This is a genomic window from Solitalea longa (assembly GCF_002920915.1).
GTDB classification, from domain to species: Bacteria; Bacteroidota; Bacteroidia; order Sphingobacteriales; family Sphingobacteriaceae; genus Solitalea; species Solitalea longa.
On record NZ_PQVF01000003.1, the window covers coordinates 200,579 to 225,344 of the forward strand.

Sequence of the window (24,766 nt, forward strand, 5' to 3'; positions counted from 1 at the left end):
AGCACCTATCCGTATGAAAAAAATAAATTTAACAGTGCTTCTCTTTTTTTGCATCAGCTATTGCTTTGCACAAAAACCAGCAGTTGATTTTAATGTACTAGATAGTTGGACCAGTGTTCATAATGCTAAAATCAGCAATGATGGGAAGTATGCCGTTTATAACTCAATGAGCAGTCCTTATCATGATTCTCCGGATGACAGACTTGTAATTAAGCAGCTAAATGGGCAGTGGGAAAAAATAGTCCAGACCAGAAGTGCCGCCGAATTTAGCAGTGATAGCAAAACTGCCATTTTTATCTTTCGAGACAGCCTTTGCCTGGTTCAACTTGGCAGTGCAGTTAAAGAAAGCATTCCAAATATTTTGGGCGGATACAAGATCTTTAGCGTTGATAATCAATCCTATCTGGCGGTTAGAAGAACTACTGCTGATAAAGCCTTATTGATCCGTAACCTGACTACCGGGAAAGAGCAAACCTATACTGGAATCATCGATTTTATGGTTAGTCCTAGTGGTAACCACTTGTTATTACGTGTTGCGGGTGATAAGGATAGCGGTGGACAAGATCAGTTATCCTTAGTTGATCTTCGAACAGGTAAACAAAGTGCCATATTCAAAGGTTTCGGCCCAACCAATTATGTATTTAACAAGAAAGAAGATCAGCTGGCTTTTGCTGTGCTCGAAAGGGTGGGCAATGGTATAGGTCGTACAATTTATACCTACAGCATGGCTGAAAACAAGGCCACAAAAATAATGAACAACCAATCTGCGGGAGTAGATACCAGCATGGCCATAGAGCAGATCGACCGTTTCAGCAATGACAATACCCGACTTTTCTTTACCGTAAAACGGAAACCGGCAACTGCCTTACCCGCTACCGGAGTTAAGGTTGATGTGTGGAGCTATACAGATGTTAAGCTGCAGTCATTGCAACAGTATGAGGAGACTCCTCCTGATGTGTACATGGTAACGCTAAAATACGTCCCATTACGAGCGGTAGTAAATCTCTCTACGAAAAAGATCATCCAATTGGAGCAAGAGGGTGATAAGATGATGCCGGTAAAAGGCGAAAAAGGAGATGATTTTATTTTCTTATCCACCCAAAACGGAATGGGAGATGAAGCCCATTGGAATAAAGGTGCCGGGAAAAAACATTATATGGTAAACACGAGAACCGGTCAGCGCACTTTTGTTGATCTGGCTCTAGATACCTTTCATGGCATTTCTCCAAGTGGTAAATACATCATTGCGAGAGATAAGGATCAACAGAATTGCTTTATTATCGAATTGGCTACAGGTAAAACGGTAAATCTTACGGACAAGGTAGCTCCACTTAAACCTGATGAAGACTACGACAATGTTGCGCCACAGCCGGGTCAATTTGGTGATGTGGCTGCATGGATAGGGAATGATGAAGCTGTTCTGCTTTATGATAAATGTGATATCTGGAAGTTTGATGTTACCGGAAAAAGAGAACCTGTAAACCTGACCAATGGCTACGGTCGTCGTAACCGGATTGTGTTTCGCTTTGCTGAGGATCAAACCTTAAACCTCAATGAAAAAGGAATTTATTTGTTGTGTGCTTTCAATTTGGATAACAAGGACAATGGTTATTACAATCTGAAATTAAATAAGACAGAAGATCCGACCCTGCTTACAATGGGCCCATATCTCTATAATTGGGGATATTTAACTAACTCACCATTATTGAAAGCTCGTGATGCGAATGTTTGGATCGCAACCCGACAAAGTGCGGCCGAATCTCGCAACTTTTTTATCACTACTGATTTTAAAACGTATACGCCTTTAAGTAATGCTTATCCTGAGAAAGATTACAATTGGTTAACCAGTGAAATAATGAGCTGGAAAGATGAGCATGGAGAGGCGATGCAAGGTATTCTTTATAAGCCCGAGAACTTTCATCCAGCTAAAAAATACCCGATCATATTTGATTATTACGAGAAACGCAGCCATGAAAAGAATTTCTATCATGCACCGGCATTGGCCAATGATAGAATTAATATCCCATGGTTTGTGAGCCACGGATACCTGGTATATACACCTGATATTAATTATACTGTTGGCGAACCAGGTAAGAGTGCATTGAAGGCTGTTACCGGAGCTGCGAAAATGTTATCTGTTTACCCTTGGGTTGATACCACTAAAATGGGTATCCAGGGCCATAGTTTTGGTGGATATGAAACCCATTATATCGTAACCCACACCAATATGTTTGCTGCTGCTATGGCTGCGGCAGGTGTTTCAGATCTGATTAGTGGCTACAACTATTTGTGGTACGGTGGAAATGCCAATCAGGATCATGAAGAGGTGGGCCAGGGAAGAATGGGCGGCACTTTATGGAATAAACAAGCAGCGTTTATAGAAAATACATCTGTCTTAAATGCCGATAAAGTAACCTCGCCTCTACTCATGATGCATAACAAAGGCGATGGAGCAGTACCATTTACACAAAGTTTGGAAATGTTCCTCTCCCTACGCCGATTGGGTAAAAGAGCTTGGTTGTTACAATATGATAACCAGACTCATGGAGTATTAGGAGAAGCTGCCAAAGATTACACTATACGCATGGATCAATTTTTTGACCATTATCTAAAAGGAGCGCCTGCACCGAAATGGATGTTAGAAGGTGTGCCGGCTGTAAAAAAAGGTATCGAAAACGGATTAGAGCTTTCTGCTGAGAAAGATGCCAATGGCAAGCCGGTAACTCCTGGGCCAGGTTTATTAAAATTGATCACGCTAACCACTAAGAACTAATGAAATTTACACGTAGAAGTTTTGGCAAAAGGTTCGTGGTAAGCCTGATCGCTATGGTATGCTTAACGAGTATGGCCGTAGCCCAACAAAGAGTTGAAATAAAAGGCAAGGTGCTGGATTCAGCCAATAGAAGCCCTATTAGTGCGGCAACGATCACTATTTCAGCAAAAGAAGGTACAGTATTAACACAGGGTGTAACAGATGCCCAAGGTTTTTTTAAGCTTAAAAAAATTGTTATTAGCGATAGTTTGGTGTTGCGGATCACTCACATTAGTGCATCACCTTTTGTGAAACGTATAAAACCAATAAATGGCGATTTGGGCATTATTCTTTTAAATACCGGAATAGAGCTTCAAACCGTAAATGTGTTTGCACCCGTTACGCCTGTGCGAATGAAAGGCGATACTGTTGAATTTAATGCAAATGCTTTTAAAACCGGACAAGGTGCCGTAATAGAAGATCTGATAAAGAAAATGCCCGGATTGAGCATTGATCCCAGTGGAGGACTAACCTATAATGGTAAAAAGGTTTCGAGGGTAATGGTAAACGGGCGTGAATTTTTTGGTTCAGATCCGAAAATAACCTTACAGAGTTTACCGGCTGATATTGTGAGCAAAATACAGGTAATGGATACCAAAACCATTGAACAAAGCATTACCGGTGCGCAATCCAATGGCGAAGACAAAACGCTTAACATAAAGCTGAAAAACGGGATTAAAACGGTATCGAATGTTACCGGTGGGCTTGGTTCTGACAAAAGATACGAAACATCAGGCATGTTAAGCAGCTTTGGAAAGGAAACACAATTAGGTTTAGTTGGATCGGCCAACAATGTAAATAAAATAGGTTTTGGTTCGAGCATGCCTGGTCAGAACTTTACATTGATTGATGCTGGAAATGGGATTACCGACAGTAAACTTGCGGCTTTAAATTATAGTGATACCTGGAAAAAAGATCTTAAGGTAACCAGTAGTTATAATTATAATAACTCTTTTACCGATAGGTCTTCAACAAGGGAGCAGCAACAATTTTTAGTGCCAAATTCATTTTTTACGAGTAATCGTACCCTTGCCACAGATAGGGGCGATACCCATCACGCGGATTTGAAATTCGAGTATAATCCTAAACCAACTACATTCATGTCGCTAAATGGGGCATTCGATAACAGATACACGAAAGCTGAGAATGAAAGTAACCAGACGACCACGGGTTCTGCAGGTGAAAGTCTTAACCATAGTTTAGGGCAATTACAACGAAACGAAAATTACCTGTTATACAGTTTAGATTGGATGGCTATTCATGGGTTTAAAAAGCGGGGGCGTTCTATTACTCTAAATATAGAGCCCGCTGTCAACAGGGATAATCAAAATAATCTGAACTATTCGCAAAATACTTTTTACAGACCTGGGAAAAGCGATTCGCTCGCCATTCAAAATCAGCGGCAAGCCATAAATAGCAATATTTCCAATTTTGGGTTTAAGGTTTCTTATACAGAGCCTCTGGCAAAAAAAATTGGTCTCGTTCTTTCACAAGGTATTAAATGGCAAAAGAATGAAATGGATCGAAGTATCTATCAGCTCGGCGATGAGGGTACTGAAGTATTTGATGCAGATCTCTCAACTGCCTATGAAAGTAACAATAGTACTTCCACCTCTGGTCTGTCAATAGCTTATGATGGTGCAAAGTTTAGAGCAACGGTAGGAGCTAGTTTAATTCAGTACAAGCTTAATAATCAATTGTTTGATGAGAGTGTGGAGTTTAAGTATCGGGGTGCAAACATTTTGCCAACGGCAAACCTCAGCTATCAAATAACGAAGTATCAACGAGCAAGTTTAGATGTACTTCCTTATTTGGTACAGCCTGCTATTAATCAATTGCAACCGGTAGCCGACTATAGCAATCCTTTAAATGTGGTTATTGGTAATCCAAATCTTAAGCCTGCTTTGTATAACAGCATTAATTTGGGTTATACCTTAATAGATCCATTTAAGAACATAATGGTTTTTACAGGTTTAAATTATACGATAGTACAAAACCAAATCCAATCTGCCGGACAATATCAAGCAAACGGAAGCCAGGTAAATACGTTCATTAATGCTAATGGGAATAACATGCTCCGTTTTTATTCCCAAGTTAAACGTAGTTGGATGACTCCTACGGTTCAAAAAAGTATAACTTTTGGTTTAAATGCCAATCAAGGCCACAACACTACTTCTATAAATGGTGTAAATACCATTAGTAATTCCCTTGACTTTTCCCCTTCAGTAATAGCTACTTATAACTATGATAATATTATAGATGTTAGTCAAAGCTATTCGCCAATAATTAACCGTATAGCTTACGAGACTGATGCTATCCCCAAACAAAATTTTGTTATTCAAAGCTTAAAAACCGACCTGAGGATCACATGGCCGAATGTGTTCCAACTAGATAATTCTATCGGTTATAATTATAACAGTCAGGCACCCGAAGGGTTCAAAAAAGGATCATTACTGTGGAATGCCAATATTGGAAAAGAACTCTTTAGAAATAAGGTGGGCTTAATAAAACTCACTGTTTACGATCTGCTTAAACAAAACAATAACGTACGCAGGATGGCTGTTGGGAACATAATAGAGGATACCCAATCGGCGGTTTTGCAACAATATTTTATGTTCAGTTTTACTTATAAGTTTAGTGCCAAGTGATGTTTCATCTTACCTATAAGTACTTATACTATACAAGAAATAATTAACCAATTAATCAATTAATGGAAATGAAATTGATCAGAATATTTTTTACAGCAGCATGTTTGCTTTCGCAGCATTTATATGCACAAGAGGGCTATAAAATGCAACCAATAGCTATCCAAAGCCGTTGGGCTAAGGAAGTGTCGCCTACCAATGCTTTAAAGGAATATCCACGCCCACAAATGGTACGCAGTAGCTGGACGAATTTGAATGGTTTGTGGGACTATGCCATTACGGCAAAAGATGCTTCAACACCTTCTGCCTTTCAGGGGCAGCTATTAGTGCCTTACCCCATTGAATCAGCACTTTCGGGTGTAAAGAAGATGCTATTGCCAACGCAAAATTTATGGTATAAACGCACCGTCAATGTGAGCAGCAAAGCAGCAGAGCGGACCTTGCTTCATTTTGGTGCGGTTGACTGGCAGGCCACTGTTTTTGTGAACGGTAAAGAAGTGGGCAGTCATACCGGTGGTTATACTGAATTCTCGTTTGATATCACCGATGCATTGAAAGCAGGGGATAATGAGTTAATGGTGAAAGTCTATGATCCATCTGATCAGGGTATTGGTCCTCATGGCAAGCAGGTGTTGAACCCGCAAAATATATATTATACACCCACCAGCGGTATCTGGCAAACGGTATGGATGGAAACCGTTCCGGCGGCAAGTATTACCGGTTTGACCATTAATCCTGATGTCGATAAATCGGTGGTGAACATTACAGTCAATTCAGCTACCTCATCACCCGTTGAGTTGACTGTGGAAGGGAAGACCATAAAAGGAATGGCTAATAAAATCATTTCGGTTCCTGTAAAAAACCTGAAACTGTGGTCTCCGGCCAGTCCCTACTTGTATGATTTTACGGCTAAACTGGGTAAGGATGTCGTGAAATCTTATTTCGGTATGCGTAAGATCTCTGTGGCTAAGGATAGCAAAGGGGTAGAGCGAATCATGCTGAACAATCAACCTTATTATAATTTGGGAACGCTTGACCAGGGTTTCTGGCCGGATGGACTTTATACTGCACCTACTGATGAAGCACTTGCCTTTGATATCAAAGCGATCAAGGCGATGGGCTTTAATACCATCCGCAAGCACATTAAGGTAGAACCTGCCCGTTGGTATTATCACGCCGATAAGTTGGGGATGTTGGTTTGGCAGGATATGGTGAATCCTAACCAGGGCTTGCCTGAGGGTTCTAAGCAGGCTTTTGAAAAACAAGGGGCAGAAATGTTGCAACAACTGCACAATTCTCCTTCTATTACTACCTGGGTCTTATTTAATGAGAAATGGGGACAGTATGACCAGGAGCGCCTGACCAGTTGGATCAAGCAAATGGATCCAACACGTATTGTGAATGGTCATAGTGGTGAAAATTTGTATGTGAATGATCAATTAAGATCTCCTTCACCCAATGCTTATGTGAATGCCGATATGACCGATGTGCACAGCTATCCGCAACCAATGAATGCCATTAAGTTGGAGGGTAAAGCGCAGGTTTGCGGGGAGTTTGGAGGGATAGGAGTGTTTATTCCTGATCATCAGTGGAGTACGGATGCAGCCTGGGGATATGTACAGGAAAAACCTGCAGACTTGAAACTGAAATATGCGGGGATGAACAAGAAGCTGGAGGAATTGCAGAAGGAGGGTATGTCGGGCTCTATCTATACTCAACCCTTTGATGTGGAGACCGAGCAAAATGGTTTGATGACCTATGACCGGGAGATTGTAAAAATCCCTTTTACAGAACTTAGAAAGATCCATGCAGCTTTAAATCCAGTTATGGGAACCATCCCTGAGGTGACAGCAACTGATGCGGATTTAACTGATCCGGCTATATTATACAAAAATGCACAGGATGAATTTGCTGCCGGTAAAACTGATATCGGATTTGTGAAAAAACTGATCATGATGGCCAGTCAGAACGGCGACCAGGCAGGAAAGGTTAAATTCACTGAGGAGTATTTTAAAGCGTTAAAAACACCGTTGCCAGAGGATGACATGCGGACGGTAGCCAGAATAAGTCAAAGTACCAAGGATCAGGGTTTCAAATTTATGCAGGACAATGCCGATGCCTTTAAGAAAGTTTTAGGTGATCGCATGTATACAATCCTCATGATGAACATGATCTTTAAAGGGGATATGGAGCCAATGATGAAGGCGAAAGCCAGCTGGGACGAGATTGGTAATGCTGTAATGAAATACGGCGCGCCGGGCGAAGAAATGTACCTGAGAGCAAAAACGGTGACTTTTTATAATGAACAAAAATGGACAGAGTTTGTGCCTGCTGCTACAACCTACCTGGAGAAATTTGGTGCAGGTATTTCAGAACAGGAAAAGCTTGCTTTTCAGGGTGCGATCAATGAACATAAATAGTTTGAGCTGCTGGTAAAAAGTAGTAATCAAATGTTCTGAAGTAATAACCGATTGAGAGATGGTTAGTCAGGGTATCTGGAAAGTGGAGATTCCGGACGCCCTCTTCGGAGCCTGTGATTTTTATAGAGAGTAAGTTAAGACAATCAAGAAACGATGAAGTCATTTAAACATCAAATAAAAATTATAATCCTCTGCATAATGACAGCTACATTAATGAGCTGTAACGGAAATTCTAAAAATGGGGATGGAAGTTATAAAGTTTTCTTTATAGAAAATAAGCAAGGCATGCAGGCTGAATTCTGTGAAAACGGAGCCAGGCTGATGAGTCTTAAAGTACCTGATAAGAACGGGATCCTTACGGATGTTGTAATCGGTTTTGAAAACCCTGCAGATTATGACAAGGCTACCGAACCCTACTTTGGAGCTACCATTGGCCGATATGGCAATCGGATTGCTAAAGGAAAGTTTAAGCTCAATGGTGAATCTTATCAGCTTACTATTAATAATGGGGTGAATACGCTTCACGGAGGTAAGACAGGATTTCAGTATCAAAACTGGACCCTGAAAAAAGTAAATGATTCTACCTTGGTTTGTACCTTAAGCTCCCCTGATGGTGACAATGGGTTTCCGGGCAAACTGAATGCGAAGGTTACCTATGTGCTAACTTCGGCAAATGCCTTGACGATAGCGTATGAGGCAACGACCAATCAGCCTACGATTGTCAACTTAACCAATCATGCTTTTTTTAACCTGAATGGTTCTGGAAGTATTCTGGATCATACACTAATGATCAATGCTGACCGTTATACGCCGGTTGATTCCACCCTGATTCCAAGTGGCGAGCTTGCACCGGTGACAGGTACTCCCTTTGATTTCAGAATCGCTGAGAAGATCGGGTTTTGTATCTCCGCCACTAACGACCAGTTGCGATTTGGAAAGGGCTATGATCACAATTATGTATTGAACCCAAGCAAGATATTGCCAGCTGCTGAAGTTTGCGGCGATAAATCAGGCATTATAATGAGTATTTACACTACCGAGCCGGGCTTGCAGTTTTATTCGGGCAATTTTATGCAGGGCAAGAACAAACTGCGCAATGGTCCTGATAATTTCAGAACCGCTTTCTGCCTGGAGACACAGCATTTTCCGGATTCACCTAACCATTCTAATTTTCCTTCAACGGTGCTTATGCCGGATGAAGTTTATAAGAGTAAAAGTGAGTACGTGTTTTCTGTCAATAGATAATAAAAACTAGTAAAACTGAATCCGATTAAACTTCTCATATAATCAATTTTGGTGTGCGCAAAATGCCTGTCATTTTTTTAATGATGGGCTTTTGCCATTTATAGATCATAGGGTTTGTGGAGTTCAACTTTATTACTTCTTATTTGTGAGATATGGAAGCTTTTGCCTTCCGCGGTCAGGCAGACAGAATATTCCCGATCCCGGTTGAAGCGGGACATCCAATTCACCTTTAACCATGCCACACAGGCTGGAATTGGCCAAGGTTCCTTATGTGAATATTGAATTATGGGGCTTTTATGAAATTATCCATTTGAGATAAAATCTAAAATGCTTCATTTAGGTTGGTATCCATAAAAACATTGATCAACAACCACTTGCCCAAAGCACGGTGATTGTGCATTTTTGAACTAAAAACCTATTTAATAACTTTACCTATTGGGAGAATGACGCAGGTATTATTACCAGGCTTTCGTCAAGTTGTAACGTTAGCTGTCATTGCAAGGGACGATTTGGTAACTCGAGACAAATTATTATTGACAAATAAATTATAAACAGCAAAAAATATTAATAGCTCAATTTTAAAATAAATTTCAATAACAAATAACATGGCAAAAGTATCAATCTATCTTAACTTCCAAGGCAAAACAGAGGAAGCCTTTAACTTTTACAAATCAGTTTTTAAAACTGAATTTTCTGCTCCAATCATGAAAATGGGCGACATGCCTGCACCAGAAGGTATGCCACCGCTTTCAGATGAAGACAAAAACAAAGTTATGCATGTAGCATTGCCTACATTAAATGGTGTAGAAATTATGGGTACAGACAATTTGGAAAGTATGGGACATCATACAAAAATTGGAAACAACACAACAATTAGTCTTGAGCCCGATACAAGAGAAGAAACAGAAAGATTATTCCAATCACTATCAGAAGGAGCTACTGATTTAGCACCATTGGCAGAACAATTTTGGGGAGCACTTTGGGGTTGCTGTTTGGACAAGTATGGCATTCGTTGGATGTTTAATTTTCCTTTGAAAAAATAGAAAAACAAACTGCTAATAGTACATTTTAAATAGGGGGGCTCTTTAGACAGTTTCATGGTTAGAGGAAGTGTGGTTCTCCGAATGAAAACTCGTACTGAAAAGCCCGCCCATTACAAATCTGCAAAACGTGGCGGTAATAGTAACGACTAACACAGTAACTATCAAAACACGTGACAAAAAAGTAAAAACTAAACTTCAATCGTGAAAGAAACTGGAGATAACAAATCAGGAAATGGTTTTGGCATGTGGGTTGGTCTTGGAATCGTTTTTGGTTCAGCCTTTGGAGCTCTTTTTGGAAATACTTCTTTAGGCGCAGGAATGGGAATAGTTATAGGTGCTATTTTTAGTATTATTTTAACTCTGTAGAAAACTGGAAATAACTTTTAATCCTTTCTGTACTTAGAATAAACATTCGAAGAAATGGGGCAGGAGGATAGAGGTACTGAAGGATGTTTGTTATGAGTATGATGAGATTGAAATAAGGGTTGATTTGCCGGCTGAGCCGGTGATGCATAAGAAAGGGTTTTATAGGGGGTAAGGTAGGGTGTGGTTTATTGATATGAAAGTTTTTGCCTTCCGTCTCGGTTGAACCGAGAGCAGACCGAATATTCCCGACGGAACTACGTCCAGTTTGCCTGCAGGCCTTACCGCTCCAGGCCGAAAATGGCCTAGGTTCCTTGCCGAATAAAGAATGATTGTCTTTACAGAACTGTGTCTAGTTTGTCAACAATTCAGTTTTTAAGACCTTTTAGGAGGCAGAATAGTTGGAATGGAAAAAATCAATATAAAAAAGAATAAAAGAGTTGGTAAAAAGGAGAAGTCCTTACGTCTATTAGATATAGGTTTTGATAATTCAAAAACTTTTCTTTCATATCACTAAATCAAATCCCGGTTAACTTTAAAAAGTGCCGGGTATTTTTTTTGAGAAGGGAATTCATTTAAATCAAATTTTAATAAGATAGAAATAGTAATACTTTTATGACCTTGAATGATAAATAAACTTTATTTAGGAAATTATACCATTTAGATGCTATTGTTAATGAACGTCTTAAGCAATAATCCTGATGAAACCATTGAATCAAATACTATAAATACTTTATATAAAGAGTATTATAACTATTTGGTTTTTGTTGGTTTAAAGCAGGGTGTTGAACTGGATATTGTGAAAGATATTATTAATCAAACCTTTTTAGCTTTCCTAGAAAAGCAGATTAATTTTAAGGAAATAAAAAATGTTAAGTCATTCGTGATAACTTCTTTTAAAAGAAAGTTAATTGATAATTATCGGGAAGATGTCAAGAAATATAACTATCTAAATCAAAACCTCTTTCAAAACGAAATAGATCCTTCTATTGAGGACAGAATCTTGCACAATCAATCCTGGGTAGAATTAAAGAATAAGCTGGAAAAGGCGTTTCAACAATTACCACCTCGTTGTCAAACTGCCATCTTTTTAAAGTATTATGAAGGTTTGAATAATGAACAGATTGTTGAGAGAACCGGTTTAACCACCCGAAGTGTTTACAATAATCTTTTTGAAGGCATTAAAAAGATGAGAGAAATTATGGAAAATGAAAACATAGACTCCAAATTTCTCCCTGATTTACTTTTATTTATGTTTATTTAAAAAAAGCATTGGTAAAAAGAACTCCATCCTCCGTCTCTTATAAAAAAACAAAGGATGGAGAAGATTTATAGCATTGAAGAACTTATAATAGATGACACATTCATCAATTATTGCTACAATGCAAACGCGCACGATGTTGAAAAGTGGAACGCCTATATAAATTCAAATAATCAAGCTGACGTTGAAGAAGCAAAGAGATTTGTGTATGGTTTAGGGAATATGTTAGCAAGTTCTCAAGTAAATGAGTCCTTCCGAAAATTCAAATCCTTAACAGAAGATATTTCTCATGTAACAAAGGTTAAATCACTTTGGAAATCTATTGGGCGAATTGCCGCAGCTGCAATCATTATCCTAAGCGTTGGTGGTGGTATTTATTTATATCAGCACAACAAAAAAATTACTGCTGAGGATACTAAAATCTTAGCAGAAGTAAAACCTGGAAGTAATAAGGCTATTTTAACCTTGGCCAATGGTAAAAGAATTGCCTTAGAAGAAGCAAAAACAGGACTATTATCAAACGAGGGTGGTACCAGTGTGAATAAAACTTCAGACGGTTTATTAAAGTATAATGACTCCCAAAATGAAGATTCTCCCCCATCTTTTAACAAACTAGAAATACCAAGAGGAGGCCAATATCAAGTAGTACTTTCTGATGGGTCTAAAGTATGGCTTAACTCAGCTTCGATTTTAATTTACCCCACTTCTTTTGATACCAAAGAGCGAAAAGTAGAACTCATAGGTGAGGCCTATTTTGAAATTGCGAAGGATAAAACTAAACCTTTTAGAGTTGTATCTAAAGAACAAACTGTTGAGGTTTTAGGTACTCATTTTAACATTAGCAATTATCCTGATGATATGAGTGTTCATACTACTTTGCTAGAAGGCTCTGTTCGGGTGGTTGCAAAATCAACAGGTAGTACACAAATACTAAAGCCGGGGGGACAGATAAATATATCAGGTAATTCTATACAAATTGACCAACATGCAGATATAGAAGAAGTTATTGCCTGGAAAAATGGAGACTTTAACTTTAAAGGAGAGGATATAAAAAGTATTATGCGACAACTATCGAGATGGTATAATATCGACGTAAGATATGAAGGTAAAGTGACCGATGAAGTTTATTATGCCAAGATATCCAGAAATAAAAATATCAGTGAGGTGCTTAAACTACTTGAACAAGCAGAAGGTGTTCATTTCAAAATTCAAGAAAGGAGGATAATTGTAATGCAATAAAAAATTGACTTACAGTTAATCTGAAAACAAAATAGTCATTCCAGTTAGAGCTGGAATGACTAAGCCTAGATTAATTGAATAATTAATTCAAATATTCTTAAATCGGATAGTGCCATCATCTGGAAAATGCAAGGGCACTATCACTAAAAAGCTAAACAAATGTACAGTTTTTACATAAAAAAATTGGTGCAGCCACCGCGCTGTATTTCTAAATTCCTATTGATAATGAGAATAACCACTCTTATTTTAATCATGGCTATTCTTCAGGTAAGTGCAAGTTCCTTTGCACAGAAGATTACTATATCTAAAAAGAAGGCACCACTAATTGATGTTTTAAGTCAGATTCGTACTCAAACGGGTTATGATTTTATATTTAATTCTACGGTACTACAGGATGCCAAAGAAGTTAGCCTTGATGTTAAAGACGCTGAACTTGATGACGTGTTAAAGAAAGTTTTTGAAGGACAACCTTTGGAATATGAGGTGGTTAACAAAACAGTAGTGGTAACCAAGGTAACATTTCCCTTGCTTGAACGATTTATGGATCACCTTACCGCTTTTGATATACGTGGTGTTGTGCTTAATGAGGTGGGCATGCCGATGGAAGGTGCCAATGTAAAGATCAAAGGAACAACTATGGCCACCAATACAAATGAAAATGGCGAGTTCTTTTTAAGTAATGTGGATAAGAAGGCTGTTTTGGTAATTTCATTCATAGGATATGAAACCAAAGAAATAACGGTTACTGAAAATTTCTATAGGATTCAATTAGTTCTGAAATCGGATAAACTTGAAGAAATAACAGTAAATGCTGGTTACTATTCGATAAAGGATAGCGAGCGCACAGGCAGTATTGCCAAAATAACTGCTGCGGAGATAGAGAAGCAGCCAGTGACCAATGTACTTGCAACAATGCAAGGACGTTTGCCAGGGGTCAATGTCACACAGACCACTGGAATGCCTGGAGGAGGTTTCGCCATTGAAATCCGAGGAAAAAATAGTCTTCGATTTGAAGGTAACGACCCCCTGTACATCATCGACGGGGTGCCATATTCATCTCAGGATATTGGCAGTACGTATACCTCTGGCAACATACCGGGTCAAAATAGCCCCTTGAACAGTATCAACCCCAATGATGTAGCCAGCATAGAGGTATTAAAAGATGCTGATGCAACAGCAATATATGGTTCGCGTGGTGCTAATGGTGTGGTACTGATAACCACCAAAAAAGGTAAAGAAGGCAAAGCCACTTTTAGCGCTAACTACTCCAGGGGATTTGGCGAAGTAGCCCATTTTATGGATGTGATGAAAACACCTGAATATTTAGCAATGCGCCGAGAAGCTTTTGCCAATGATGGAGTTACCAACTATCCCGCAAATGCCTACGATGTAAACGGAACTTGGGATCAAAACCGAAATACAAACTGGCAAAAGGAACTCATAGGAGGAACTGCGAATTACACCAACGTGCAAACCTCTGTATCAGGAGGTAACTCACAAACCCAATATCTTTTAAGTGGAAATTACAGCAAGGAAACTACTGTACTTCCGGGTGATTTTGAATATATTAAAGGCAATGGCCATTTCAATCTGAATCACGAATCAGAGAATAAGAAATTTAAAATCAATTTTACCGGTGGATACACTATCCAACGCAATAACTTACCCGCACTAGACTATACCCGCACTGCCATCACCCTTGTACCAAATGCCCCCGCACTTTATGATGCTGAGGGAAACCTGAACTGGGAAAACAACACCTTTGACAATCCTCTTGCCCAATTAGAAGGAACAATTAAAGGACAAACAAAAGATCTGATCACCAATTTATTGCTTTCCTACGACATAGGAGCAGGATTTACAGCAAAGACCAGCTTTGGTTATACCGATCTGCAGCAAAGTCAAAATAATATACAGCCTTCTACAATCTATAACCCAGCCTATGGGTTGGGGAGCGAGAGGTCAGTTCTATTCACAAATACAGTTAATCGGAATTCTTGGATTGCGGAACCACAAATCAATTGGAATCATGTTTTTGGCAAAGGAAAAATAGACGCTTTGGCAGGAGTCACTTTTCAACAACAAAACGGCGACCAACTGGTAAATCTGGCGGAAGGTTTTGCAAGTAATAGTTTAATTGAAAACCCAGCCTCTGCTACTAACCACTATGTTCTGAACAGTGATGAATCTGTGTACAAATATCAAGCTTTTTTTGGGCGTATAAACTGGAACTGGGACTCAAAATATATAGTAAATATCACAGGACGCAGGGACGGATCAAGCCGATTTGGACCAGGCAGACAGTATGCTAATTTTGGTGCTATTGGTGCAGCATGGTTATTCTCAAATGAGAAATTCATAAAAGAAAATCTTAGTTTCTTAAGTTTTGGAAAAATACGTGGAAGTTACGGAATAACAGGGAACGACCAGATTGGGGATTATCAATATTTGGATACCTATGCCACTTCTGGCAATACTTATCAAGGTATTGGCGGACTACAACCTACACGCCTTTTTAATCCTGATTTTGGCTGGGAAACCAATAAAAAACTTGAGCTAGCTTTAGAAACCGGATTTTGGAACGACCGGATATTTACCACCATGGCTTGGTATCGCAACCGCTCATCAAGCCAATTAGTGGGAATACCATTGCCTGGAACAACAGGCTTTTCGGAAATACAGGCTAATTTAGATGCGGAGGTCCAAAACAGCGGTTTCGAATTTAGCTTGCGAACATCAAATTTCCGATCAACGAACTTTAGCTGGACGAGTACTTTCAACCTGACTTGGGCACAAAATAAGTTGCTTTCCTTTCCTGGACTTGAAGGTTCCACCTATAAATACCAGTATGTAGTTGGCCAACCCATTAATATAACAAAGGTCTATCACTATACAGGACTTAATCCAAATACAGGAGTTTATCAATTTGAAGATTTTAATGTTGACGGCAAATTTTCGGCTGTAGATGATAAACAAATTATAAAGAATTTAAGCCCACAATACTATGGTGGATTTCAAAACCAACTACGCTACAGAAATATTCAACTGGATTTTTTGTTCCAATTTGTAAAACAGGAGGCTACCAATGAAAATTACAGAATGGGAATGCCTGGAACTATGGTTAATCAACCCGAAGGCGTTACCGAACATTGGCAGAGTACAGGCGATTTGGGGCCATATCAATCCTACAGCAATAGTAATACGCAGAAAAGAACCGCAAACTCACGCTTTTTTCAAAGTGATGCCGCTATTGGTGATGCTTCCTACATACGCTTAAAAAATGTTTCCATTTCTTATGATGTACCAAAAAGCTGGACCCAAAATATCTTATGCAAACTTAGCCTGCAAGGGCAAAATCTGCTAACGATAACCCCCTATAAAGGAATGGATCCTGAATTAATCGCCGAGGGCTATTTGCCACCTCTCCGAGTAGTTACCGCAAGTTTACAAATCACCTTTTAATTTTAAAATCAATCTCATGAAAGATAATAAATTAGTATTGACAATATATTTCATAGCGCTATTCTTAATGGTGGGATGTGACAGTTTTACTAATGTAGACTTACCCTCTTCGCAATTGACAGCTAAAGATGTGTTTCAGGACAAAACCACCGCTAATGCAGCCATGGTTGACATTTATGCAAATATCCGAGATCATGGGTTACTTACAGGCTATCCTATGGGGATTTCATGTGAACTTGGACTTTATAGTGATGAACTGATGTATTACGGAATTTCTGGCACAGGTCAGTCCAACTTCTACACGAATTCATTATTGGCTTCTGATCAGGAAATAGCTGAATTATGGAATAGTAGCTATAATCAAATTTACTCTGCCAATGCCATCATTGAAGGAGTTGCATCATCTGATGCGCTGAAAATCTCCGATAAAAATCAACTAACGGGAGAGGCTCTGTTTGTTAGAGCCATAATTCATTTTTATCTCGTTAATACTTTTGGGGACATTCCATGTTTGCTAACTACAGATTACCAGCAAAACAAAGTGGCGCATCGCCTGCCAATTAATGAGGTATATGCACAAATCAAGGCAGATTTACTCAAGGCAAGTGAATTACTGCCTGAAGGATACATAGGCGCAGATCGGGTACGTCCGAACAAATGGGCTGCCCAGGCACTATTGGCCAGAGTCTGCCTTTATAGACAGGAATGGAATGAAGCATCGAATGCAGCTTCGGCTGTGCTCAATCAAACAGGATTATATGTTTGGCCTTCAGATATTGGCACTGTATTCGGCAAAGATAGCCCGTCTACTATCTGGCAATTGATGCCTCCTATTGCAGGAGCCAATACCTACGAGGCAGGAACATTTATTTTTGTTGAAGGACCACCTCCTTCAGTGGCAATTAGTGACCAGCTCATCGATGCGTTTAGTGATAATGATCTTCGTAAATCAAATTGGATTAAAGCAGTGACAAACGGTACTGATACATGGTACCATGCGAACAAATATAAAGAAGCTTCCAATACAGGGACATCTGTGGAATATTCCATTGTCCTGAGAATGGCTGAACAACATCTCATAAGAGCGGAAGCCCGTGCGCACCAGGACGATCTTATTGGTGCAAAAGAAGATTTAAATAAAATTCGCAATCTGGCAGGGCTAGGGAATTCAAATGCAGTTACCACAGCAGACATTATTGCGGAAGTGCTTCAACAGCGCCGTCTGGAATTCTTTACGGAATATGGAAACCGTTTTTTTGACCTGAAAAGAACTGGCGAACTTGATGCGGTGTTAGCACCAATCAAACCACAATGGAAGTCAACTGATCGACTACTGCCACTGCCTGAATCTGAACTTTTACTTAACCCAAATCTCGAACCTCAAAATGCAGGTTATTAAAATAAATTACTTGTCAGACAAGCTCCTGGTTTATAAAAACTTTTTCATTGGCTTTTCTAGTTTCATTTTTTTGTTACTTGCTTTTCCTTCAATGGGACAGAATAAACCCAATAAGCAGCTTACTAAAGACGACTATGCTCTTTGGAGTAATTTTACGGCAAGAAAACTGTCTAATGATGGCAATTGGGCCAGTTATTTACGGTGGGACGAATCCAAAAAGGATACCTTATTCGTGAAAAGCACAAAAAATAGCACTCTCTATAGTTTTCCAAATGCCAAAAACGGTGTTTTTAATGGCGAAACCTACTTTGGTTGTATTGCCAGAGATACATTACTAGTACAAAACCTGACAACCGGCGTAATTACAAAAACAGCTGATGTGACTGATTTTGCTTTTTCAAAGAATGAAAAATTCCTCTTAATCCTGAAAAAACAGGCTAATCAAAAACATAATCTTGTTGTTCAAGATATACAAGGAAATACAGTAGAAGAAATTCACAATGTAAATGCCTGGCGTTTGGAACCCAGTCGCAAAGGAGTCTTATACGCTATAGATTCAACTGGTAAAAATGAAATCGGTTTTTTAGAATTAGGATTAAAAACAAAAAAAAGCACCATTACCTCAGGTAGTAATGGTGCGTTTCAAAATCTGAACTGGAAAGGCAATACTATTGTCTTTATACAAAATGTATCTGATAACCCTAAGCTTTTCAGCTATAGTACTGTCACCAAAAAGCTGAATTATTTTGATGCCAAGGCACAACCAAACTTTCCCATAGATATGAAGATCTCAGACGTGACCTCCAATACGCTAACAGTATCGGATGATGGGGATCGCATTTTTTTCTGGCTCAAAGAAAACTCCGAGAGGCTCCGCCCCATTGATCCAAGCAGCGTACAAGTATGGAATGCTGCCGATAAAGAAGTCTTTGACCGTAAGAAGACTTATGGACAATATAGTCTGAGTGATAAGATGGCGGTATGGTCTATGAAGAGCAACCGCTTTATCCAGATTACGGACAGGAAAATTCCAAAAGGGTTTCTTAGCGGAGATTACAAACATGCTTTTATTTATGATCCAGTTGTCTATGAGCCCCAAAACAGTTTCGATGGACCGTATGATCTGTATATCGTTGATTTGACAACCGGAAAAAGAAAACTGGTACTCGAAAAATATTCAGGCGACTACTCAACAGTTCCATCCTCCGACGGGAAAGTTCTGGCCTATGTCAAGGAAGGAAATTGGTGGATCTATGACGTCGAAAAAGACACCCATACCAATATCACCAAAACGATACCGGTATCTTTTTTTCGGCAGGATCAAGATATGCCAATACAGCCTGCTCCTTATGGTGTGGCGGGATGGACGGAGAAAGACAAAAGTATAATCCTGTACGATAAATATGATCTGTGGCAAATCTCACCTGACGGCAACATTAAAAAGCGAATTACAAAAGGCAGGGAAATCCAAAGAACATATCGAATTAAGGATATGACTCCAGAACCACTCTATCACAGAGATCAAATTGACACTAAAAAACTACCATTAGAGTTAAACAACGAAATTATTTTGAGTGTTGAAGACAGGTATTCCGGGGCATCAGGATTCTGTATATGGAGCCGTAAAAATGGAGTAGTTCCTATGGTTTGGGAGCAGAAGAAAGTGAATCAGATTATCAAGGCAACTAACAATGATACTTACATGTACGTGGAACAAAGTTATGAAGTATCGCCAAGGCTTATGTTTTATGCCACCTCACCAAAGGAAATTGTACAGTCCAATGCCCAACAGGAACACTTTTATTGGGGTACGGCTGAGCCGATACGGTATACTGTAAATGGTAAGGAATTGTCTGGCATTCTTTACTATCCAGCTGAATATCAAAGGGGCAGAAAATACCCCATGATAGTGCATGTCTATCAGCATCAATACCAGTATTTAAATGATTACCAGAACCCAAGTTCTTATTCAGGGGATGGTTTTAACATCACCAATTATGTCACCCAGGGGTATTTCGTTTTACTTCCGGATATGGAATTTGAACTTGCCAATGTAGGGCAGTCGGGCACTTCATGTGTACTGTCTTCGGTAGATGCTGTCATTTCAAAAGGAGATGTTGATCCTAAAAAAGTTGGACTTATTGGGCATTCCTTTGGAGGTTATGAAACAGATTTAATCATTACCCAGACCGATAGGTTTGCGACTGCGGTTTCAGGTTCTGCCTGGACCGATCTCATTAGTAGTTATCTTTATGTGGGTGTCACTTTTAAGATTCCTGATTTTTATCGTGCAGAGCACGATCAGTTACGCATTGGCAAATCTCTCTTTGAGGATACGGAAAGTTATTTGAAAAACTCTCCTGTTTTGTTGGCGGCAAATGTAAAGACTCCTCTATTGGGATGGACTGGCGAAGAAGACCGCCACATCCATTATCTTCAAAGTATGGAATTTTATCTGGCCTTAAGACGGCTTAATAAAACACATACCTTGTTGGTTTATCCTGAAGAAGGACACACTTTGTGGAAACGGGAAAATCAAAAAGACCTGACGCAACGCATCAACGAGTGGTTTGATTATTACTTGAAAGGTGAAAAGCCTGCGGAATGGATAACTGTAGATAACAAACAGGTAGGTCAATAAAAAACCCGATGGAATAAGGACTTTCTTCATATAATTTAAATCCTAAAGGGAGGCAATTGGCCTCCCTTTTAAAGATAATTTGTGGCTCGCTTCCCGTCGCGTTTAATGAAAGGCAATGCAGTTCTTCTTTTTATTCAAAGGAAGCTCCTTATAGATCTAATCCAGCCTAGCTTCCCCTTTCAATAATTGGTCAAACCATGCCATCATTCGTCTGCTGAGATCCTTTTGATTCTCTGGATTTTCCAATGAATGGTCCTCATCAGGATAGACCAGCATTTCATTTTTGACCCCTAATTTTCGGAGTGCCAGATAATAAGTTATGCTTTGATTCCAGGGGATGATCCTGTCATCTTTGCCTGCCCATAGTAACAGGGGTGTTATTATGTTTTCTGCGTGCATAATAGGAGAATTCCTTAAGTATGCCTCTTTGTCCTTGTACAGCGACTTTCCAATACGAAACTGCTGGTTTTCAAATCGCCACATATCGGTCTGAAATTGACCATTCCTCCCGATATTAAAGTAATAGGAAATGATGTCGCTAACTCCGGCTCCTGAAACAGCAGCAGCAAAAATTGGAGTTTGTGAAATAATAAAATTGGTTTCATACCCCCCGAAAGAATGCCCATATAAACCTATTTTATGTTTATCCACCAAACCTTTGTCGACAACCGTTTTAACTCCGGCTGTTACACAATCAACGGCCGAACTTCCTGGGTTTCCCAACTGGTATACAATATCGGGCATTAACACAAAATAACCATTTAGCGTATAATTCGTCACATTAAAGCCCTCCCTGTTCAAGAAACTAGGATTGACATACTGATGAAGTTCATCAGACATCACATCATAGATATGCACCACCATTGGGTATTTCTTTGTGGGATTATAATCAGCGGGATAAAACAGCGCCGCTTTTAATGTTTGACCTTTACTGTTGCTGTAATACAGCAATTCTGATTTTCCAAAGGAATACTCATTCTGTTGCTTGTTGGATTGAAACAAAATTTTGGAAACAGCCTCGTTTTTCTTTCTGAATTCCAATCGTGGCGACTGATTGAAGGTTTGATTCTGAAAAATATAACTGCTGCTTTTACTCTTGCGGATTTCATCTATTTTACTGGCTTCATATACCAAAGGTTTCTCTCCCGATTGGGCATTGTAAATAAAATACCCTGTTGACCAGTTTTCGGTATTTCTTGCTTCGAGCAACAGATCTTTGGACAGATCGAAAATGGTGGGTTTCCTTCCGTCGTAGTTACTCTGTGATCGCCAGTCATATTCAATGGGAGTTATCCTGTAAACCATGTTTTTCTCCCGTCCTCTGGTTAGTCGCTCGCAAGAAGAACCATCAGTAGCCACCTGCCAGATATCATTGGCATCATACAATAAAACGTTCTTTCCGTCGGAGCTCCAGCCCGGATTGCCATAGGCTCCAAATTGATGGGGAGCATCGGTTAAACTGTTATTATCCCATTTAGTTGTAACCTTTTTGGTCAGGTTCGTGTGCGTTTTTTCCACAGGATCATATATCCACCAATTACTTTCCCTAAAATACAGTATTTTGTTGCTAAAAGGATCAAAGCCCATTTGATTTGGGTCAACGGATTGTTTTTTCAGCATCAGGTTTTGGGAACCGTTTTTTATATTCCTAAGATAAAAATCCGCTTCCTCGTAATATTTCGCCTGCAAGCCATAGGAAAATTTATTATAGGTAATGGCATAATCCTGTTGCCCAGTCAACATCATTTCAGGTAAATCGTTGTCGCTTATTTGGGAATAGAAATCCGTCTCAGGATACCAAACGGCCAGTTTAGGAATATCCCCCCATGTTTCCTGACGTTGCCTGTCTGAATACAACCATTTATCATTGCCGTTCCAAACTTCGACTGCTTTTGGATCGTTTCGTAAATCTGCATCCTTGTTTTTAGCTACCATAAAAAAAATTTTTGTGCCATCAAAGGAGACGTGGGGTTGGTTCCAATTCTTGAAACCGATGCACATGTTTTTGGTTGAGCCTACTTTAGTGGAATAATCAAATGAAAACAGTTTCTTATCACTAATTCTAAGATAATTAATCGTAGTTATTTTTGAGACAGAGTCAATTTCATTCAAAAAAGCAACTGACTTATCATTGTGCTGCCAGACAAAATTGGCAAACTTGCCGGCATTTTCTTTCGATATCGTTTCGCGGGAATACTGTTTAAAATAGATTATTCCAACGTCACTATGTTCCCGAAGCCTGCTGGCAAAAATTAAAGCATCTTTGCTTGCATTTAAGGCATATTCTGTGACTCCAAGGATACTGTCAATGGCTATTCCTTTTTGATTATATATCTTCAACAAGCTTTTCTCACTATACCCTTTATTGAAAGTGATAATGTACCGACCGTTACTTGCCAATTCATACCGTCTGACATTGTCATATACTTTTATATTGCCCGTCTGTAACTGCATTACTTTCAATTGGGACTCCTCTGGTATCAAGAATGCAAATAGTTGCTCTCCTCCAAAACTACCCTCAGTCCCTTTTGGGATGGCATAGCTTTTATTTTTAGCGATGTTTTGTACAAATAAAGTATCGTTGTGGTTTTCATACCGCATCGCATAACTCGCCCATTTCCCATCTTCAGAAATGGCTTTTACCTCCAGTGTTCCCCACCTGCCGTAATCGTCTTCGTTTAATGGCTTCTTTTGTTGTGCCTGTCCCAGTATGGGACAGGCTAACAACACTAAAAGAAATAGATCCAACACCAAACTCGAGATTACGAAGTCAATTTTTCGTTTGAATATAATCATGGTTTTATAATGATTTTAATATCCCGGATTTTGTGGATTCAAGTTTGGATTGGAGTTCAATTCAAGGGCAGGCAATGGCCACAAACTATCGGTGGTATTCCATCCCGGCTTGGAGGCAGATAGCACCACGTCTAGTTTTCCGGTTCGTTTCAAATCAAAAAACCGCTGTCCAAATTCTGTGAACAGTTCAAAACGACGTTGTTTTAGAATATCATTTATAATCTCATCAAAAGTAATCGCAGTAGTATTGGAAAGTCCTGCTGTAGTTCGAATGAGGTTTAAATCTTCTTTGGCTCCACTTAGATTGCCTTGATACGCTCTGGCTTCGGCGCGAATTAGGTATTGTTCTGCCAAACGAAACACTATGGAATACTCAACAGAGCTCGGGGTGGTGGATTGCTGTTTGTATTTAAAGGCATGGTACCAAGTCGTGATCCCATCTGTTACCGCCTTAGTCCAATGGGTCTTTCTTTGATCTCCCACTTCAAAAGAATTCACCAAGTCAGGCCTAATCCCCACGATGGGTGGCGGACCTGAAGTAAATATGTATATGCTCCCTTCGGCAGTATTGCTGTCGGAGGTGTTTGGCATAAATTGCCAGATCGTAGTGCTGCTTTCTTTAAGAAAGATTTTATCCAAATCCGTTTGCCAAACATACAGTGGATTATTGATCACTGCCGAGGAGGCATTCGAGGCTTCAGGATATAATCCCATATACAAATAAACCCGTGCTAAAAACGCTGTGGCAGTACTGCGGTTGGGAATAATGCGCTCAGATGAAACATAATCCTCCGATAGTAATTCAACAGCTTTATTCAGGTCCATTACAATCAGGCTATAGATTTTATCGGCAGGCATTCGTGAAACTTTGCTGTTCAGTAGATGATCTGTTGTGTTGATATAGGGAATCTCGCCATAGAGATTCACTAGATAAAAATGAAGCAGGGCTCTTATAAAAAGGGCTTCCCCCTGTAACTGTTTTTTGTCCGCCGCTGCGATGGTAGTTGAATTGTCCAAACCTTCAAGAATCGCATTGGCACTATAAATTTGATTGTAACTCCTATTCCAGGTATCGTTTACCCCAAGTTCACCAGGAAATAGCGAATTGGTATAAAAATTACTGACAGAATATTGGTAGTAGTAATCAAATTCATCGGCGTAGAGGCCAAGATTACAGGAAACACCGTTTAAATTTCCAGTTAACAAGCCGCCATCTCTCATTTTGGCATACAATCCGGCCATAGCCGCTTTGGCCGTTCCCGCATCTTCAAATACGGTTTTGGCCGACAATTGCGAAGCGGGAAGATCCACTTTCACAAAGCTATCGCAGGCACCAAGTGTCAGACATAATATTAGCAGGAAACAGCTTTTATTATTCATCTCTTTAACACTTTTATGAAGTAATTTTTTTAAAATAGTTGTATTTAACATGGCTAGATT

The 24,766-nt window shown here is 39.5% G+C and carries 13 protein-coding genes; 11 read left to right on the forward strand and 2 right to left on the reverse strand.

The genetic code is table 11. The features are described 5' to 3' along the window. The first annotated feature begins 13 nt into the window (after positions 1–13). From C3K47_RS05170 to C3K47_RS05220, 11 genes are all read left to right on the forward strand, one after another. On the forward strand, positions 14–2,773 hold the full coding sequence (locus C3K47_RS05170) for an alpha/beta hydrolase family protein (protein ID WP_103788050.1): 2,760 nt from the start codon (positions 14–16) through the stop codon (positions 2,771–2,773). Positions 2,774–4,062: 1,289 nt separating this feature from the next. Further along, positions 4,063–5,460, forward strand: a complete 1,398-nt coding sequence (locus C3K47_RS19860) for an outer membrane beta-barrel protein (RefSeq protein ID WP_394341679.1) — start codon at positions 4,063–4,065, stop codon at positions 5,458–5,460. Between the two features lie 68 nt (positions 5,461–5,528). After that, positions 5,529–7,877 (forward strand): glycoside hydrolase family 2 protein, encoded by a 2,349-nt coding sequence (locus C3K47_RS05180; protein WP_103788182.1) that lies wholly within the window; start codon positions 5,529–5,531, stop codon positions 7,875–7,877. A 198-nt stretch (positions 7,878–8,075) separates the two neighbouring features. After that, positions 8,076–9,122, forward strand: a complete 1,047-nt coding sequence (locus C3K47_RS05185; protein WP_243392492.1) for an aldose epimerase family protein — start codon at positions 8,076–8,078, stop codon at positions 9,120–9,122. A gap of 605 nt (positions 9,123–9,727) precedes the next feature. Then, entirely contained in the window at positions 9,728–10,165 is a 438-nt protein-coding gene (locus C3K47_RS05190; protein WP_103788053.1) for a VOC family protein, read from the forward strand. A gap of 201 nt (positions 10,166–10,366) precedes the next feature. Beyond that, positions 10,367–10,531 (forward strand): glycine zipper family protein, encoded by a 165-nt coding sequence (locus C3K47_RS05195; RefSeq protein WP_103788054.1) that lies wholly within the window; start codon positions 10,367–10,369, stop codon positions 10,529–10,531. Positions 10,532–11,204: 673 nt separating this feature from the next. Beyond that, positions 11,205–11,792, forward strand: coding sequence for an RNA polymerase sigma factor (locus C3K47_RS05200; RefSeq protein ID WP_165784635.1), 588 nt, complete (start codon positions 11,205–11,207; stop codon positions 11,790–11,792). Positions 11,793–11,846: 54 nt separating this feature from the next. Continuing rightward, on the forward strand, positions 11,847–13,028 hold the full coding sequence (locus C3K47_RS05205; protein ID WP_103788056.1) for a FecR family protein: 1,182 nt from the start codon (positions 11,847–11,849) through the stop codon (positions 13,026–13,028). Positions 13,029–13,253: 225 nt separating this feature from the next. Beyond that, positions 13,254–16,490: a SusC/RagA family TonB-linked outer membrane protein gene (locus C3K47_RS05210; RefSeq protein ID WP_165784636.1), complete on the forward strand. Its 3,237-nt coding sequence runs from the start codon at positions 13,254–13,256 to the stop codon at positions 16,488–16,490. Between the two features lie 16 nt (positions 16,491–16,506). Beyond that, complete coding sequence (locus C3K47_RS05215; RefSeq protein WP_103788058.1) at positions 16,507–17,889, forward strand: RagB/SusD family nutrient uptake outer membrane protein; 1,383 nt, start codon at positions 16,507–16,509, stop codon at positions 17,887–17,889. Continuing rightward, a complete protein-coding gene (locus C3K47_RS05220; protein WP_103788059.1) occupies positions 17,876–20,530 on the forward strand; it encodes a S9 family peptidase in 2,655 nt (884 codons plus the stop codon). The genes C3K47_RS05215 and C3K47_RS05220 overlap by 14 nt, the downstream gene beginning before the upstream one ends. A 156-nt stretch (positions 20,531–20,686) precedes the next feature. Here the strand turns inward: C3K47_RS05220 and C3K47_RS05225 are convergent, their stop codons facing one another. Together C3K47_RS05225 and C3K47_RS05230 are read right to left on the reverse strand one after the other, a co-directional pair. Beyond that, a complete protein-coding gene (locus C3K47_RS05225) occupies positions 20,687–23,326 on the reverse strand; it encodes an alpha/beta hydrolase family protein (RefSeq protein WP_103788060.1) in 2,640 nt (879 codons plus the stop codon). Positions 23,327–23,341: 15 nt separating this feature from the next. Further along, complete coding sequence (locus C3K47_RS05230) at positions 23,342–24,757, reverse strand: RagB/SusD family nutrient uptake outer membrane protein (RefSeq protein ID WP_207765237.1); 1,416 nt, start codon at positions 24,755–24,757, stop codon at positions 23,342–23,344. Positions 24,758–24,766 lie beyond the last annotated feature (9 nt).

Bases quoted from the DNA above. Each gene is read 5' to 3' on its own strand.
- C3K47_RS05230 (WP_207765237.1), bottom strand. From the start codon at position 24,757: ATGTTAAATACAACTATTTTAAAAAAATTACTTCATAAAAGTGTTAAA.
- C3K47_RS05220 (WP_103788059.1), top strand. From the start codon at position 17,876: ATGCAGGTTATTAAAATAAATTACTTGTCAGACAAGCTCCTGGTTTAT.
- C3K47_RS05190 (WP_103788053.1), top strand. From the start codon at position 9,728: ATGGCAAAAGTATCAATCTATCTTAACTTCCAAGGCAAAACAGAGGAA.
- C3K47_RS05180 (WP_103788182.1), top strand. From the start codon at position 5,529: ATGAAATTGATCAGAATATTTTTTACAGCAGCATGTTTGCTTTCGCAG.
- C3K47_RS19860 (WP_394341679.1), top strand. From the start codon at position 4,063: ATGGCTATTCATGGGTTTAAAAAGCGGGGGCGTTCTATTACTCTAAAT.
- C3K47_RS05210 (WP_165784636.1), top strand. From the start codon at position 13,254: ATGAGAATAACCACTCTTATTTTAATCATGGCTATTCTTCAGGTAAGT.
- C3K47_RS05215 (WP_103788058.1), top strand. From the start codon at position 16,507: ATGAAAGATAATAAATTAGTATTGACAATATATTTCATAGCGCTATTC.
- C3K47_RS05200 (WP_165784635.1), top strand. From the start codon at position 11,205: ATGAACGTCTTAAGCAATAATCCTGATGAAACCATTGAATCAAATACT.
- C3K47_RS05205 (WP_103788056.1), top strand. From the start codon at position 11,847: ATGGAGAAGATTTATAGCATTGAAGAACTTATAATAGATGACACATTC.
- C3K47_RS05185 (WP_243392492.1), top strand. From the start codon at position 8,076: ATGACAGCTACATTAATGAGCTGTAACGGAAATTCTAAAAATGGGGAT.
- C3K47_RS05225 (WP_103788060.1), bottom strand. From the start codon at position 23,326: ATGATTATATTCAAACGAAAAATTGACTTCGTAATCTCGAGTTTGGTG.
- C3K47_RS05170 (WP_103788050.1), top strand. From the start codon at position 14: ATGAAAAAAATAAATTTAACAGTGCTTCTCTTTTTTTGCATCAGCTAT.